Source organism: Hungatella sp. SB206, from assembly GCF_051132295.1.
Lineage (GTDB): Bacteria > Bacillota > Clostridia > Lachnospirales > Lachnospiraceae > Hungatella > Hungatella effluvii.
On the sequence record NZ_CP096603.1, the window covers coordinates 6,346,528 to 6,362,853 of the forward strand.

The 16,326-nt window shown below is 45.4% G+C and carries 14 protein-coding genes and 1 pseudogene; 1 reads left to right on the top strand and 14 read right to left on the bottom strand.

From position 1 onward, the window contains the following. Nucleotides 1-49: 49 nt before the first annotated feature. Entirely contained in the window at nucleotides 50-508 is a 459-nt protein-coding gene (locus M1L66_RS28140; protein WP_002571062.1) for a sigma factor-like helix-turn-helix DNA-binding protein, read from the bottom strand. 405 nt (nucleotides 509-913) lie between these two features. On the opposite strand from M1L66_RS28140, the gene M1L66_RS28145 reads away from it, so the two are divergent. Beyond that, on the top strand, nucleotides 914-1,267 hold the full coding sequence (locus tag M1L66_RS28145; RefSeq protein ID WP_002571061.1) for a helix-turn-helix domain-containing protein: 354 nt from the start codon (nucleotides 914-916) through the stop codon (nucleotides 1,265-1,267). Between the two features lie 27 nt (nucleotides 1,268-1,294). On the opposite strand, the gene M1L66_RS28150 is transcribed toward M1L66_RS28145, so the two are convergent. The 13 genes and pseudogenes from M1L66_RS28150 to M1L66_RS28210 all read right to left on the bottom strand — a co-directional run bounded on the left by M1L66_RS28150 (nucleotide 1,295) and on the right by M1L66_RS28210 (nucleotide 16,318). Further along, nucleotides 1,295-1,453 carry an iron dependent repressor, metal binding and dimerization domain protein gene (locus M1L66_RS28150; RefSeq protein WP_006770731.1) on the bottom strand — a complete coding sequence of 53 codons (159 nt, stop codon included), beginning with the start codon at nucleotides 1,451-1,453 and terminating at the stop codon, nucleotides 1,295-1,297. 91 nt (nucleotides 1,454-1,544) lie between these two features. Then, complete coding sequence (locus M1L66_RS28155; RefSeq protein ID WP_002571060.1) at nucleotides 1,545-2,933, bottom strand: ABC transporter ATP-binding protein; 1,389 nt, start codon at nucleotides 2,931-2,933, stop codon at nucleotides 1,545-1,547. Beyond that, nucleotides 2,930-3,628 carry an energy-coupling factor transporter transmembrane component T family protein gene (locus tag M1L66_RS28160; protein ID WP_002571059.1) on the bottom strand — a complete coding sequence of 233 codons (699 nt, stop codon included), beginning with the start codon at nucleotides 3,626-3,628 and terminating at the stop codon, nucleotides 2,930-2,932. The genes M1L66_RS28155 and M1L66_RS28160 overlap by 4 nt, the downstream gene beginning before the upstream one ends. Beyond that, nucleotides 3,625-4,213, bottom strand: a pseudogene (locus M1L66_RS28165) (MptD family putative ECF transporter S component). The gene M1L66_RS28160 and the pseudogene M1L66_RS28165 overlap by 4 nt, the downstream one beginning before the upstream one ends. 74 nt (nucleotides 4,214-4,287) lie before the next feature. Continuing rightward, a complete protein-coding gene (locus tag M1L66_RS28170) occupies nucleotides 4,288-6,009 on the bottom strand; it encodes an ABC transporter ATP-binding protein (RefSeq protein ID WP_009255325.1) in 1,722 nt (573 codons plus the stop codon). Then, nucleotides 6,006-7,751, bottom strand: coding sequence for an ABC transporter ATP-binding protein (locus M1L66_RS28175; RefSeq protein ID WP_002571056.1), 1,746 nt, complete (start codon nucleotides 7,749-7,751; stop codon nucleotides 6,006-6,008). The genes M1L66_RS28170 and M1L66_RS28175 overlap by 4 nt, the downstream gene beginning before the upstream one ends. Before the next feature lie 230 nt (nucleotides 7,752-7,981). Next, on the bottom strand, nucleotides 7,982-9,112 hold the full coding sequence (locus M1L66_RS28180) for a PLP-dependent cysteine synthase family protein (protein WP_002571055.1): 1,131 nt from the start codon (nucleotides 9,110-9,112) through the stop codon (nucleotides 7,982-7,984). A 76-nt stretch (nucleotides 9,113-9,188) separates the two neighbouring features. Next, nucleotides 9,189-10,793 carry a nickel ABC transporter ATP-binding protein NikE gene (gene nikE, locus M1L66_RS28185; protein ID WP_002571054.1) on the bottom strand — a complete coding sequence of 535 codons (1,605 nt, stop codon included), beginning with the start codon at nucleotides 10,791-10,793 and terminating at the stop codon, nucleotides 9,189-9,191. A 9-nt stretch (nucleotides 10,794-10,802) separates the two neighbouring features. After that, entirely contained in the window at nucleotides 10,803-11,633 is an 831-nt protein-coding gene (locus M1L66_RS28190) for an ABC transporter permease (RefSeq protein ID WP_002571053.1), read from the bottom strand. 13 nt (nucleotides 11,634-11,646) lie between these two features. Then, nucleotides 11,647-12,624 (bottom strand): ABC transporter permease, encoded by a 978-nt coding sequence (locus M1L66_RS28195; RefSeq protein ID WP_227055895.1) that lies wholly within the window; start codon nucleotides 12,622-12,624, stop codon nucleotides 11,647-11,649. Nucleotides 12,625-12,688: 64 nt separating this feature from the next. Continuing rightward, complete coding sequence (locus M1L66_RS28200) at nucleotides 12,689-14,269, bottom strand: ABC transporter substrate-binding protein (protein WP_002571051.1); 1,581 nt, start codon at nucleotides 14,267-14,269, stop codon at nucleotides 12,689-12,691. 18 nt (nucleotides 14,270-14,287) lie between these two features. Beyond that, a complete protein-coding gene (locus tag M1L66_RS28205) occupies nucleotides 14,288-15,493 on the bottom strand; it encodes an MFS transporter (RefSeq protein WP_002571050.1) in 1,206 nt (401 codons plus the stop codon). Between the two features lie 24 nt (nucleotides 15,494-15,517). Further along, on the bottom strand, nucleotides 15,518-16,318 hold the full coding sequence (locus M1L66_RS28210; protein ID WP_002571049.1) for a class I SAM-dependent methyltransferase: 801 nt from the start codon (nucleotides 16,316-16,318) through the stop codon (nucleotides 15,518-15,520). Nucleotides 16,319-16,326 lie beyond the last annotated feature (8 nt).

A 16,326-nucleotide genomic window follows, 5' to 3' on the forward strand; every position in this document is an offset into this window, starting at 1 on the left:
AGACCCTCTCACTTACTTCCCCGTTGGGAGAGCAGTTTAGCAACCGATTTTAGAAAAATTCTTCAAAAATTTTTCTCAGCTTCAACAGTAGAACCCGTTTTCTCTTATTGACCGCCTGATGCGAAATGTGCAATATATTCCCGACTTCCTGTTCTGTCTTTTCTTGATAGAAAAGCAGGAAAATCAGTTCTTGTTCGTCTTCGTTTAATTGAGCCAAACAAAAGCGTATCTGTTCCGCTTCCAGATGTTCCAATGCAAGCTGTTCTACGTTTTTTCCGGGCGCAGCAAACTGCCTGTCCTTTTCCAACAGACGCTCATAGGAATCCTCTCTGCTGGGCAGGAAAGATGCAGTGTCTTTCTGGAACTTTTCCGTTTTCAGATCGTAGGAAAAGTATTCTTCTTTTCGCTCGTAGTGCTGATACACGCGGTAAATCTGTTCGCTTACCGGTACAGCCTGTCCATCTATATAAAGATAATAATTCGCTCTTTCTTCACGATTTTTGCTCACAGCCGTTACCTCCAAGAGTTTGAAAAGTGGATCGTTTTCGAACTCTCGGAAGGCGGCGAACGGCAGCGTGGGAATAAGGGAAAAATAATACGGACACAGGCACAGGAATATCCCATGTCGGTGTCCGTTCTGTTTTGTCGCTTTCTAATTGCTACTAATAGTTCCCATAAAGGCCATAAAAGACTGGCAGGGAAGAAGCGGGAATTTTGGGGTTCTGGCGTAGTTTTACAACCAGGTTTTCTTCGTTAAGAGGACCTGCCAGAAGCGGACAGGTCATTATTTTCCCACATAATCATCTCCTCCTAAGCAAAAAAACAACGCATAGTAGCTATAAAAAAGCCACTCTTCAATCATTTCGCATAATACTTTTACCCCGTAAAATATAATTATGTGAGGTGACGGAGAGTGAACAAAAAAATGCGACATATAGATTTTTCGTTTGGGGCATCCTTACGGAATGCCAGGGAAAAGCGAAACTACAGGAGAGAACAGATTGCGGAACGTGCAGAAATCAGTCCTCGTTTTTTGGCGGCCATAGAAAGCGGCCGGCGAAAGCCTAGCTTGGATGTCCTGATTCGTCTTGTCAATGCCATCGGCGCTTCGTTTGACGAAATCCTTGCGCCGCAGATGATCACAGACAGCGAAATCGTTGATCGGATTAGGCGCTTGGTCCCACAATGCAGTCAGCGAGATCAGGAGCTGTTGCTCGCCCTGATTGATAAAATGCTGGATACAAAAGAGAAGAAAGATAACAAATAATGCGGTCGGGTGTATTGCCCAGCCGCATTATCTGTCCGTTGCTATACGGGCAAACTGTTTTTCCTTTTGAGAGGAATAGTAATCCCTGAGTTTCTCAAAGGCTTCTATACTGATAGTATGTTCCATATGGCAAGCATCGGCCTCCGCTGTCTTAGGATTAACGCCTGCGGTTATTAACTGCTCCATGAAGAATTAATGGCACTCATAGATTTTTTCGGGCACCCCGCAGCCAATATCTGCTAGATGTAGGTATGCTCCTTTGCATACTGATACAAAACTACTTTAAAGAAAAACAATATTGACAGCATTCTTCCATAAACTCCGGATCATGTGTGATAACAATCACGGTTTTTCCGCGGCTGGCAGCGGCTTTCAATGCATCGGATATTCTCCTCATGTTTGCGCCATCCAATCCACTTGTAGGTTCATCCAACAAGAGTATCTCACGCTCCGAAAATATAGCGCAGGCAACGGCAAGTCTCTGTTTCTGTCCCCCTGACAGGGCTGCCGGATGTACATCCCGATACTCGTACAGATTCATGTTCTTTAACAACTGCCTTGCCCTTTCCATTCGCTCCTCTGACAACGGTTGATTCAAGAGCAGCTCTTCTGAAACACTTGCGGTAAAGAACTGTGTTGTCGTGTCATTGCCGCAGTAGTATACTTTTTTTCGCCTTCTAGACAGATGATTTTTACTCCCACAAACGATGATGTCACCGCCGCTCTTCTTAGAGAGACCTGCAAGCACTAAAGCCAGAGTGCTTTTTCCGGCGCCATTTCGCCCGGTGACAGCAGTGATAGAACCTTGGGGGAAAGCTCCTGAAAGATTTGTAAACACCTCTATTTCTCCGCATTTTTTACACAGGTCGTGCATAATCAGCGACCCACGCTCGAAAAGTTTCGGAAGTGGTAGCGGTTCGCGTGTTTGTACACGGTGCATCGTCCGAAGCCCCTTGTTGCGCCGTTCCATTTCCGGCATAGCTGTGAACTCCTTGGGAGTGTATTCGCGTACAATCCTCCCTTTTTCCATATATATAATCCGATCAGCAAGCTCAGAAAGCCATGAGAGACGGTGCTCTGCGATCACTAACGTGTAGCCCTGGGCTTTCAACTTAAAAAGCGTTCCCAATAGTTGCTCGATCCCCCCTAAATCCAAATTCGCAGTTGGTTCATCACAAACGAATACTTTGGGGCGCATGGCATAGACGGAAGCGATTGCCACGCGCTGCTTTTCTCCGCTGGAAAGCACATCCAGAGGTCTTTTTCTTATTAAGGAAAGAGAAAAGGTTTCAATGGATTTATCCGTCCTCTCTTGAATTGCCTCCCGGGAGAAGCCGTGGTTTTCGCATCCAAAGGCCACCTCACCCACAAGTTCTGATGAAAAAAACTGGCTTTTAGGATTCTGGAATACACTTCCGACGATTGTTCCGATTTCCCAGGCTGTCATCCCTGTAATGTCTCTATCATCTATACAAATACTTCCGGAAATGGAGCCTTTGAAATAGGATGGAGCCAGACCGTTCATCAATCTGGTCAGAGTCGTTTTCCCGCAGCCGGACACTCCTGTGAGTACCACACATTCTCCCTGTGCTATGGATAGATTTACGTTCCAAATTTGCTGTTCGCTCCCCTCATATTGAAAGGATACGTTCTTAAATTCGATCAAATTTTCACACCTCCAACGCAAAGAACTGCTGCTGTAACGATTCCCCAAAGCGCAAGGAAACACCAGTCGCGCATATGCATCGTTGTTTCGTAGTAACTCTTTCGCACGCCAGGGCACTCAGCGCCTCTTGCCACAGCGGAAACGGCCAGTTGGTCGGCAATCTGCAAAATACGTAGCAGAAGTGGGACAAGGACATATTCAACACTTGCAAGTGGATGTACTGCAAATTGTCTTACAGATGTAAGGCCCCGGTTTTTCATCGAAAGGCCCACTGCTTTAAGCTCAGCCTTCATGGTGGGGAAAAATCGAAATATGACCATCAGTCCCAATATGACGCCAGTGGGCATGTGGATACTTGACAAGAACGACGACAGTTCTCCAGGAGGCGTCATAAACAAATCCCAAAACAGCATGAGCATTACCATACTGCTCCAGAAAAACAACACAAGGAATTCGGAAATAATGACCGTATGATATCCCCAGAACCGAATCGCGTACAAAAGCAATGACAACAGCAGATAAAAGGCTCCACAGGATGTCATTAATCGGTAGTTTCTCTGGAATCCAACATACACGAAGCAGAATATCACCAAAACGGTGGTAAACAGAATGTTTTTCACCAGAAAAATACCTAGCATGGCGCAGAGCAATGCAAAAAACTTGGTCGGGACAGCAAAGGAGTGCTCACCTCTCATAGAACACCCGCTTTCTTGAAGTGTTTCCCAATCAGCCGACTCCCAAGTATACTGCCTAAAAAGCCACAGATAACAGAGAAAGATACAATAAAGATCAGCCAGCCGGGGGAGGTGTAATATTGTATGTAACTGTCAATATAGCTTTGATCCATGCCGCTTGCGACGGCAAACGCGTAAAAAGTGTCCCAGAAAAACAAAAGCGGAAGAAGATTGCCTCCATTATAAAACAGGCTCACCATCGCCCATGCGAAGGTTAATCTCTTTGCGTTGCGACAGGATCCCCGCTTCCATAGTACCACCTCGCATAGTAGGCCTACCAAAACGAAATAAGTTGCCTGTCAGCAAAAAAAACACGCCCAGAATCGTCAGATACGTCAAAGAAACGAATCTTTTATTTACCCTGCTGACCATCAGCATGTACACCGGGGCAGAGAAAAACATTGATACCCCAGGAGATAAAACGCAGTTGAAAAATTGATTTACCATAGAGACAGTAATAACTACAAAATGAATGCCGATGAGAAGCACCGTCAATAATACTGTTGTAATCACATCCTTGACTGTCCATTTGTTGTTTGTTTTCATATGATTTTCCTTTCTTCATTATGAATGAGAGGACAAGGCGCGCCAGGAATGACGGTCACCCCGTTCCCTTTACGTTAATACTGGAATTCTTCCGTCAGTTTTGCTTTCTCCACCAAATTGTTATAGGTTGGAGAAGCTTTAAGCAGTTCAAGATGAGTACCGGACGCCTCCACTCTCCCGCAGTCAATCACCACGATTCTATCTGCATTTTCAACGGATTTGAGACGGTGGGAAATAATGATAACGGTCTTATCCAGAATGAGGCGGTTCAAACTGTCCTGGATCTTTTTTTCGTTTTCCACATCCAAAGAGGCTGCAATCTCATCCAGAATGATAATAGGTGAATCTTTCAAAAAGGCTCTGGCGATGGATAACCGTTGACGTTCTCCTCCAGAGAGTGTTGCTCCATTTTCTCCAATCATCGTTTTATACCCATCCGGAAGCCTCCGGATAAATTCTTCGCAGTTGGCCAATCGTGCTGCCTGAACGACTTCCTCATCTGTGGCCGTCTTTTTCCCAATACGGATATTTTCCAGAACAGATGCATTAAACAGCGTTACATCCTGGAACACGATGGCTATCTTTTCAAACAAGGATTTTGTAGAGATTTCTTTGATATCCAGCCCGCCGATTCGAATGCTTCCGCCGTCATAATCATAAAGTCTTGACATCAGACGCAAGATACTGGTTTTTCCACAACCGGATACCCCTACTAAGGCAGTCACCTCGTTTTGCTTCGCGGTGAAACTGATGTTCTTGAGCACTTCCGTATCCTTATCGTAAGAAAAAGACACCTGATCAAATTCAATATCATAACTTGAGATTGTCTGATCCTTGCCCTGCTGTATCTTTGTCTCCCGCACCTCCCGGATACGTTTGACCATGGAATCCAGATAATACAGCTCTGCCACATTCATGCTGACCGCTTCTACGCTTTCCCGCACCTTAATGGAGGCCAGTACATATCCTAAAAAGTACAGGATATTGATCTCTCCTGTATGCAGCATTTGGACGCCTATCAGGATCACAAGCACAAAGGCAAATTGCAGAATGACATTCGAGCACAACATAGGAATACCCGCTGAAATCTCTGCACGAAGATGGATTTTCTCACTTTCTTCCATCTTTTGATAAAGAGTCTGCCGGATCTTCTGAGTCAAGCCAAAGCTCTTGATTTCCTGCTGATTTTCAATGGCCTCCTGAAAGCTCTCAGAGTTGTCCCGGAGCTTTTGATAATGTTTGAATGACTCCCGAATCTGAAGGTTTTTCGACAATAAAAGAAGCCCGAATCCAAGCAGAATTGGCAGAATGATAGCAAGCCCCAATTTAACATTGCCAAGGAGCAGCAGAACCGAAAGCAACGGAAAAAAGAACAGGAATCCCACTGCCTTTGCCATAGCGTGGCTCATAGCATGCTCAATAGCTGCCACATCCGCCATGATGGTTTGCGCCAGATCCGAAAGGTCATGCCTGGAAAAGTAGGATAAGGGCAACTTGGTCAGAATATCTGCAATCTCCGTGCGAAGATTCGCGCTCTCCTGATAAGTGGTGTTATACAGCGCATCATATTCAATTCGGAGCAGAATCCACATCACAGCCAGAACCAGGATAGATCCCCACAAATACAGCCCTGTTTCCTTGACATTGTTCAACAGCAACTCATCCACCAAGAGAAGCAGCAGCATTGCAGGGAAAAAGTTGATCACATAGACGAAGAAGGAGGCCGCGCTGGCCTTTTGCAAATCTTTGGCCCCCTTGTCGGTCAGGGCAAAATGCGTTTTAAACAGTTCTCTCATCTTACAACCCTCCATTCATTTGCCTGTTCATAGAGCGTTTGATATTCTCTGTACTTGGTATCGGTCGCCATCAACGCTGCGTCCGTTCCTCGCTCTGCTATTTTCCCGTCCTCCAAAACCAGAATTTCATCCACATTTCGAATGCTGGACAGCCGGTGTGCAATCATAATGACAGTCTTTCCCTTCATTAAGTGAGCAAACGCCTTTTGCAGCTCATGCTCATTCTCCGGATCGATTGCCGCGCTGGCCTCGTCAAGGATCACGATTTTCGCATTCTTTAGCATTGCCCGTGCGATTGCAATCCGCTGCTTCTCACCGCCCGACAGGTATACGCCTTTGGAGCCAATCACCGTATTTTCCCGATCCTTAAACTTATCCAGAATGCTGTCGCAACCTGCCTGATGCAGCGCTTCCATGACCTCCGCTCTTTGAGCGTCTGGGTTCGCCAGACGGACATTCTCGTAAATACTGATGTGAAACAAACGGACATTCTGGAACACAAAGGCGATATTGCGGATTAAGGCGTCCTCTGTATAGGCTTCAATGGGCTCTCCCCCAATCTTGACCGCTCCTCCATCCACTTTGTAAAAACCAGAAATCAATTTGGCAATCGTGGACTTTCCTCCTCCAGAAGATCCCACCAGAGCATAGCTCCTGCCTTCTTTCAGAGTGAAGCTAACATCCTCCAGCACCATCTGGTCTGTATACCCAAAGCATACCCGTTCAAATTCAATGTCATAGTTTTTGAATGTGCTCTTGTTCCCAAATGTAAGCCGATCCTTTTGCATATCTGAAAACACCTGCTCCAGTTTTTCAACCGCCGAAGTTCCCATGAATGCATACATACCTACATACATCACTTTCATAAAGGCGGTAAACATTACTCCACCAAGGAATAACGTCATAATGAGTTCCACCGCCAACACGGCAGGGTCTTGCATCCGATTCAGCGTTAAGGCTGCCACTGAAACGAGTACGGCAATAAAGCCGAATAGAATCAGCTGGAATAACACATATGGTCTGCGGCAGCTCATGGAATAGTTCAAGGCATGCCGTGCATAATCCGCGATTGCCCGATGCAGCGTCTTGAAAGATGTAGCGTCTATGCCAAAAATCTTGAGCACCTGTATCCCGCGTATGTACTCCACGGTCTCGCTGCTCATTGTCTCCAGCGCCTTTTGGTAGACTTCCATAAACTTCTTTTCCCCGGTCATCAGGACAAGGAGCACGCCACTCAGTAGGAACAGAACCAATAGAACAATGCCTACCCGCAGACTGATCAAAAACCCCACCACAAGCGCCAAAAACGGTGTCAGAATTGCTCCAGCATTGTCAGGAATCAGATGGGCTACAATAGAATGCGTTTGGGCCGCGTTGTCATCAATGAGTTTACGTGTCTTTCCCGATGAGTTCAGATCAAAGTAGCGGAAGCTGGCATTGGTCAGGCCGTCAATCCCACGCTTGCGCAAGTTGGTCTCCAGCCGGAAGCCCAACATATGCGTCAAAAGCACGGCTGCAAAATACAAGAGCGAACCGCCAATCAACAGCCCCGCAACCAGAAACGCATTATATTGAGCATGCCCCATATCTCCGTCTACCACCAATCGTTTCAAAAACTCATAGAGGTAGTAATAAGCGCCTACATTGAGCAATGTGGACACCACCGTCAGGCCGATTGCAATATAGGCCAAAGGTCGCTGCTTGGGCACATAATAGAGCAGTTTTTTGTATACTGCAAACATAGACAAAACTCCTTTCATACCGTGTGATCAGATTTGATTAAAAGCAAGTTAGCACGAGCTAACCCTTGCGCGTTATTATATTTCTTCGCAACGTCCAAAGAGGAACTTATGTTTTTAAAATTATTTCTTGCACTTCAGGATAAATTCTTAATTCTCTTTCGCAACAGGTTTTCCCTCATCTTATTCCCATGATCAAACAGGGATTTCAAACAGACGAAATAAACACCATGCTAATCAATAAAAGAAATTCTAGACGCTGATTCATTGATTTCATCTATATTCTCATTGATAGTCTGAGTCGATGCAGGAACACATAACTGACTTTTCAATTCAGGTTTGTAATTTGCATTTTGATCAGGATGTATGCTCCAAGGTGTAATAGTTCCTGTGAGTGCCAAAAGTTTTTCTAAGCTTGTTTCAATTGAAAAGTTGTTGGATTGCATCCAAGCATCATCAAGTAAAGTTTGAATGTAACGATCCCCTCCATCAGAAATAATGCACACGACACAATCGTGCGGAGAAAGCTGTTTAGTGATTGTTAATGCGACCAAAGCGCAAGCTCCGCCGGACGGCCCCATCAAAACACCTTCATTTCTGGCAAAGCATCTTGCTGCTACAAAAGCCGCCTCATCAGTGACCTTATACACAGAATCGATATTCTCGACTGCAACATTGCACGGTGTCCATGCCAGTCCAATACCAGGAATCAGATATGAGTGTGACTCACCGCCAAAAATAGAGGACCCAACAGCATCAACACCGATCACTTTTACGTCCGGCCTATATGTTTTCGTGTATCGTGAAATCCCACCCAGTTGTCCGCCAGTGCTTACTGCGGCCACAATAGCTGCGACATTATCTGGGCAATCAGCAAAGATTTCACGTGCTGTTCCTTGGTAATGCGCAGTGCTGTTTAACAGGTTGAAGCACTGATCTGGACGAAATGCATCAGGGATTTCACTGGCCAATTTATTCGCAAGAGAAATCCTTGTTTTGTGATAACTGCCGGAATCATCTTGTTCTGTTACAACAATAACCTCTGCGCCAAAGCATTTCAGGAGAGCTAAGTTAGTCGCAGTGGTTTTAGGATCGACCAGAATAATAACTCGATACCCCTTAGCAGCTCCTATCATCGCCAAGGATATTCCGAAGTTTCCACTTGAGGATTCTATAATGGTTCCCCCGGGTTTTAATAATCCTCGTTTTTCAGCTTCTGTCACAATGAACAACGCCGGCCTGTCTTTTATGCTTCCTCCCGGATTACCACGCTCATATTTAAACAGAAGTCGTCCTTCCGTAGAAGCGGTAGTGTTTCTAAGTTCAATCAGCGGAGTATTTCCTATTGTTTCCAGCAAATGCATTCTATCACCACCTTATTTATTATTTGCTCTTTTAGGCTGTACATCGAAAACTACCCATTTATACCAGCCTGCTAAATTATGATACCTCTGCTATGTGTAGTTCGCTGCTCAACAGGCAGTGTGTAAACTCGTTTTCCGACTGAGCGGCTAACCTGTCTGTCGAAACCATATCTACAAAAACCCCATTGTTCATAATTGCAACTCTTTCACAGGAATGACGGATGACTCTTGCGTCATGGGAAATCATAATATATGCAAAGCCAATGGATTTTTGGAGATTTAACAGGAGATCCAAAATCTGCTTTTGCAGTATCATATCCAGTGCCGATACGGCTTCATCGCAAATTAGAAGCTCAGGCTCCACAATAAGGGCACGGGCGATAGCAATCCTTTGGCACTGCCCCGTGCTGAGTTGGGGAGGACGACGGTGCAGGGCATCTCCATCAATCCCTACACTCTTTAAATAAAATCGAGCTTTTTCTGTGCGTTCCTTCGTCGTTCCTATTTTCAGGTATTTCAAAGGTTCCTGCACAAGCTCCAGTGCAGAGCGACGAGGATTAAGGCTGGCTCTTGCGTCCTGAAAAACGATTTGTAATGATTTGCAAATGTGTTGTCTCTTCCTTCCTCGCAGCATGGAAATATCCTGGCCGTTATACATAATCTTTCCCTGATCAGGCAATTCCAGTCCGGTGACGCACCTTGCTAATGTCGATTTCCCACAACCGCTAAATCCCAATATTCCAATAGTTTCCCCTTTATGCACAAGCAAGTCTACTTGGTTTAAGACGTTTTTGCACTTATTTCCTTTTTGAAATGCTTTTTTGATGCACTCAATCTTCAACAGCGGCTCTTTGCATTTTGAGCATGGCAGCGAAAAAGCGGGTAAGTTTCGCGCCTCAATCAGTTGTTTTGTATAATGTTCCTTTGGGTGTAAAAGAACATCCTGTACTGCCCCTTGTTCCACAATTTTCCCTTCATTTAAAACAATTACGCGGTCACAGATTTCATGAACGACACCAATATCATGGGTAATTAAAACAATAGATAATCCCAGCTTTTTTTGTGTGTCCCGAAGTAACTGCAGCACTTCTTTTTGACTTACTGTATCTAGCGCAGAAGTAGGCTCATCGGCAATAAGAACTTCCGGCTCAAGGCTGAGTATCATCGCAATATAAACCCTCTGGCACATCCCGCCGCTTAGCTCAAAAGGATAAGCATTCAGTACCCGCTCAGGATCATCAAAGTTCAGTAACCGGAGCATATCATAACAAACTTTCTCCATAGCTTCTTTTGATGGAAATGGCTTGTTTCTTAGAGTCTCCTCAAAATGCACACGTATTGTTTTCACGGGATTAAGTGCAAGCTGTGCGTCCTGATAAATCATCCCAATACGCATTCCACGTATTGTTTTCCAATTGATATCATTGTCAGAAATATCCACATAATCACCGTTCCCGAAACGGACAGTACCACTATCAATTTTTGCCGATGGCGGCAATACGCCTATGAGCGATTTCCCACAAGTGGATTTCCCCGAACCACTTTCTCCGAGCAGAGCAAGAATCTTTCCTTTTTCCAATACAAAAGAAATTCCGTCCAGCACGGGAAGTCGTTTTTTGTTTTGCACATAGCTAACCTTGAGTTGCTCGACAGATAGTGCGGCTTTCAAATAATTATCCATAGCGACCTCCTAATTCAAAATATCAATATGTTCATACGGGTCCAGCATATCCCGCAAACCTTCTCCAATCAAATTAAGCGAAAGGACCGTAAGAACAATGAACAAAGCAGGACCCAATAAAATGTGCGGAGCCTGAAAGAAATGTGCCCGGGCGTCAGACAGCATGCTTCCCCATTCCGGGGTTGGCGGTAACGCTCCCATGCCTAAGAATGAAAGGGCCGAAACAGAGAGTATCAGTGTGCCCAATTCAAACGTGGCCAGTACCAATAGAGAACCAATCATCTTGGGGAGCAGCTCAAAAACTCCCATCCGCCACCCAGACGCTCCCAGCACACGAGCAGCCTGTATAGACGGGTCATTCTTTACCTGAAGAACGATGCTTCTTGCCAGTCTCGCAAACGGAACCCACCAGACTGCGACTACTGCAATAAGTAAATTGGCCAACCCAGTGCCCCACAGCGCGGCAAACACCATAGCAAACACCATGAAGGGAAACGCCATCAGGACATCTATAACCCGCATTATGATCGTATCCAAAAGGCCGCGACTTCTCATGCCGGTGATAATACCAAAGAACGTGCCTATAAACAACGCCATTACAAGGGCAAGAAAGCACGCAGTGAGGGTAGTCCTGCCGCCATACAGCGTTCGGCAGAAAATATCACGCCCATAGCGATCCGTTCCAAAGGGATGTGAAAAGCTAAATTCCTGCAATCGTTCCGCAATTGCTTCATCGGGCGCATAGCTGGTAAAAAGAGGGGCAGCGATAACAAGCAGGATAATAACCAGTAATAGTATTGAGCCAAGTAAAACAGTGCTTGGAATTTTTCTGTTTCCCATACAAAGTCACCTCCTATTGCTGTGCAGTAGGGCGGGAAATTCCGCCTCTGCGCACCATCGGGTTGCTAAGTATATAGGTGATTTCTACAGTCAGGTTGATCAAAATGACTGTAGCAACCGTCAACACAGTATATCCTTGAACAGCAGGGTAATCATGTACCAATATGCTGTTGATTGCGTAATTTCCAATTCCCGGCCAATTAAAAATAGCTTCAATCACAACGGAGCCGCCTATCATATGTGCAAAGGACAGGGCTACGGTTGTAATGGCAGGGAGCAGTGCGTTCTGAAACGCTCCCTGAAGAACCATCTTGGAGGTAAGTCCTCGTGAAAGTGCCGAGGAAACATATAACTGACCCAACTCAGTCAGCATTGCTGCACGAACCATGCGGATACATCTGGGCGCTCCAATTATCCCTAGTGTAATTGCAGGCAGCCACAATCTGCCCCACTCCATTTGGCTGCTAATTTCATACCAATGAAGCCGAACAGCAAATAAAAACAGAAACAACAACGACAACACGAAAGCAGGAAGCGAAGCAAGGATAACACAAAACAGACGGATTGCGCGATCCTGTAATTTGCCGGCATGGACTGCCGAATAGATACCAAACAGCACACCCAATATCGTTTCGATAAATAATGCCGCCAGAGCGAGAGTGAATGTTGCGGGCACTCTACTCCATAGTTCCTGAGTGATGGGTCTGCCGCTACGAATAGAAGTCCCCATGTCCAGGGTTATGATCTTTTTGAACCAGTTTGCATACTGAACAGGAATACTGTCATTTAATCCATGCGCTTCCCGTAAAGATTCTCTACGTTCTTCAAGCAGTTCCGTGTTTACGCCAATATCGCCCGGCCCCTCTCCAAGTACCAGGTTGATCGGGTCGCCCGGAGCAAGTCTAACTAATAAAAAAATAACAACTGAGGACAGGAGCAGAGCAAGAAGAGCACTGCCAATCCTTTTCAGAACCATATTTCTGATCATCATGTCACCTCACTTAAAAAATGGCAGCAGGAGTCCAGTTCCGTATCTCCTGCTGCCGTTTTCGATATTATTTAATCCTAAGATTGGCATTCACCACATTTTCAAACTGACGGAAATGCGGGACAAATCCCTCAAGTGAGGTGCTAACAGCAGTGATTTGCGGCCTTGGTGCAATATAGAGCGCAGGGGATTGCTCTGCTACGTAAAGAGAAATCTCCTCACCGATTTTTATGCGTTCTTCCGTGGTTGCCGCTTGCGCCAGACTCTCTAGCATTCCTGCCAATTTTTTATCCTGGAATCGTCCGTAATTGGCTGCGCCGTCGGCAGCGTATTGGGCGTTCAGAAGCGCCGACACATTTCCGAACGTCCCCCATGCTTCGACAGATGCATCCCAATCACCCGTTTCACGCGCTGTGGTGATTAACGAATAATCTCCGTGTTGCACAGAAACATTAACACCGATTTTCTTCCACTGCATCTGAATGGTTTCGCCGAGTGCCTGATCGTTTCGGAAAGTACGAAGCAGGATGGTAAGCTGCTGTCCATCTTTGTAGCGGAAGCCATCCTCGTCCAGAATCCAGCCAGCATCATCCAATAGCTGCGCGGACTTCTCCACGTTGCAGGAATCGTAATACGCATTTTTTACTTTTTCATATGTGGGATTGGAACCAAGCCATGTAGTAACCGGCTCGCTTAATCCTTCCATACCCAGAGCAATCAGCTCCTCACGATCTAAAGCCCAACCTAAAGCCTGACGCACACGATAATCATTCAGTGCCTCTTTTTCACAGTTGAGATAAATTGTCTGGGTCTGCGCACCCGGAACCAGTACAATCTTCGCCTCTTCACTGTTATCAAACTGACTATAAGCCGACTGAGGAATATCCATTACCACATGGTATCGTCCACTCAGTGCAGCGATGACACGGGCGTCCGCATCACCAATCTGTTCATGTACGACCCTCTGGATCTCAGGTTTTGTACCCCAATAGTTTTCATTCTTTTCAAAAACCATGCACTGTGCAGGCTTAAACTCTACAATTCGGTACATACCGGTATAGTCTGCTGTCTCGATGCTCTCATAAGTATATTTTTCTGCGGTATTATGAATGAGCAACTGTGGGGATGACAAATTCAAAGTAATATCCACATTAGGAGTTTCTGTCACGGCCTGTATGGTCTCGGAATCTACCGCAGTAAAATCAATCCCTTGTAAGAAGGGGTTGGCTTTTGGATCAAGCGCCTTTGATCGCATCAAGGAAGCGATTACGGCTTCTGCATCGGCCGGGTCGCCGCTCCAGAACGTGGCATTGGGATGCAGTTTGATCTCCCATGTATATTCATCAAGTTGTGAAACATCTTTGGCAAAATAGGGTTGAATCACACCGTTTGCATCCGCTTTGAATAGAATTTCTCCAGCGCCCATATTCAGCAGATAATCCGCCGCAGGATATACGGTAGGATCTACGCCAATGGCAATTTCATTTCCCGCAACTACCAGTTCAGATGCAGAAATAGTAGCATTACTTTCAGTTAGAGCATTGCTGCTCTCATCGGTCGGTTTTGCACCGCAGCCAGCAAGCATTGAAACTGCCAGCAAGCAGCAAATCATAAGGATCGATTTTTGTCTATTTTTCGTACCAGTCATTTTTTGCCTCCTCCGTATCTATTGTTTTTGTTTTTCTGTTTCATCTTTTGGGGTGCCGAAATTCTTATACAACATAAATCCAATCATTGCCGTTCCTACCAGAACGCCATACAAGTACCACGGCGCATTCTCTAGAGTGTATTTTTTTGCCATATCAAAGGACGCGCCGCCAATAATCGTTCCAAAACCTTTGCCAATCGCAAAAGCTGTAGAATTCACCCCTAAATACATTCCCAACGCTCGTGTATCTGCCATTGATACAGCGATATTCTGCTGGTTCGGCCTCGCCAGTATCATGCCCACTGCGTAGCAGGCCACAATTGCCATAAACGACTTTACATCGGCGGCGAACGGGGTAGCAATCAATGCCGCTGTGATGATTCCGGTTCCGATTACTACCGCTGCCCGAGACGAGAATCGTTTGGAAGCAAGTGCTACCAGAGGATACTGTAATACTGCCATGACAACGGCATACACCGTATACATAATACCCACACCATCAGCTGAGCCGTAAATTTCCTGGACTCTTAGGGGGTATGTAATATCAATCTGGGACGCTCCCAGCCAAAACACCATCATCAAAAGGACGAATATTTGATATGGTCTGTCTTTTGCAATTCTTTTGACAGCAGGCATAACCGCATACGACTTTGCCTGCCGCATAATCGGTGGCATGGCAACACGTGATAATACGAAATTAATCATAAAGCAACTCGCTGCGCCAAAGCAGACAACTTTAAAATCCAGTCGAAGCAGGGCTACTCCCAAAAGGGGGCCGATTGCGCTTGCTATCCCCGTAATTGTGTTATTCAGCGAATAATATTTAGGACGATTGTCATTTGTTGTGAGCATTGCAATCGCAGACTGATATGGCATTTCAAAAAGAACTCCGCCTAGGCCGATCAATATCATGGCAGCAATCAGCATCCCATAGGCACTTGAAAATGCCAGGGTCAGAAATCCAAGAACTCTTAGAAATACGCCCACGCTGATAAGTGTTTTGACCTGAAACCGATCTGCCAAGGCACCACCGATCATCGCAAGACCCTGCTGCGAAAACTGCCGTATTGCAAGCGCTACTGAGACGGCAGTCGCAGTAAGGCCAACGTTGTTGACATAATGCCCGATAACCAGCGGCATAATCATATCAAATCCAACCACCATGAAAAACGTAAAAAATAAAAGTATGAGCAAGCCGCGGCGTTGATTGATCTGCGTTTCCACGCTTCCTAACACCTCCTTACTGCCTTAGATTGCTTTTGCTATTACTTGAAGCCTCCGCCCACTTAGTTCATATCCAAATTGAAATGGACGGATATCAGTAAATGAACTGATATGAGGTTCCGGTTTATCGAACAACTCAACAACCTCAAAGCCATTTGCTGATAACAACCCTGCTATTTCCTGCGGGAAGAAAAGACGATGCTCCAAGTGCTCAATAATCGCCTCACGAGTTCCAATTTTCCAATTATAGTCACGTTTTAAAATCTGTTTTGCTAAATCAATGTAAAAGCGTGTTTTTACAATTGCTGGTTTACCATCGAATATCGCTTCCTCCAAAAGCTCGTCCGTCAACCATCTCTGTCCCTCCTTTGTTAAGAAAAAAGCTGCATTCCTCATATCAAGATACAAAATGCCGCCATCTTTAAGATGCTTTCGGAAATTCGTCAGAGTAGAACCAGCATCTTCGTTGGTGTAGTTATACAGGAAGGTGCTCCCAACGCAAACCAGAGCATCAAATGTCTGGTTTAGGTCAAACATTGCCTGTTGCCCAATATAAAAATTGGCGTTTGGATAGTGCTTTTGTGACCAGGCAACCATATCTTCCGAAGCATCTATGCCTACAGCATCGTATCCTTTTTCTCTTAGAAAAGCTACTTCTCTCCCCAAACCCGATCCAACATCCAATACCTTTTTTCCTGTTTCGTATTTTTGGAGTATCGCGTGTATAAAACGCGCCATTTCAAAAGACTTATCGTTTTCAAACACAGCATACAGTTCCGGATTGGAGTGCAGCAAGTTGTCGGTATTTGTTTTTAAACGAATCAATTCTAGTC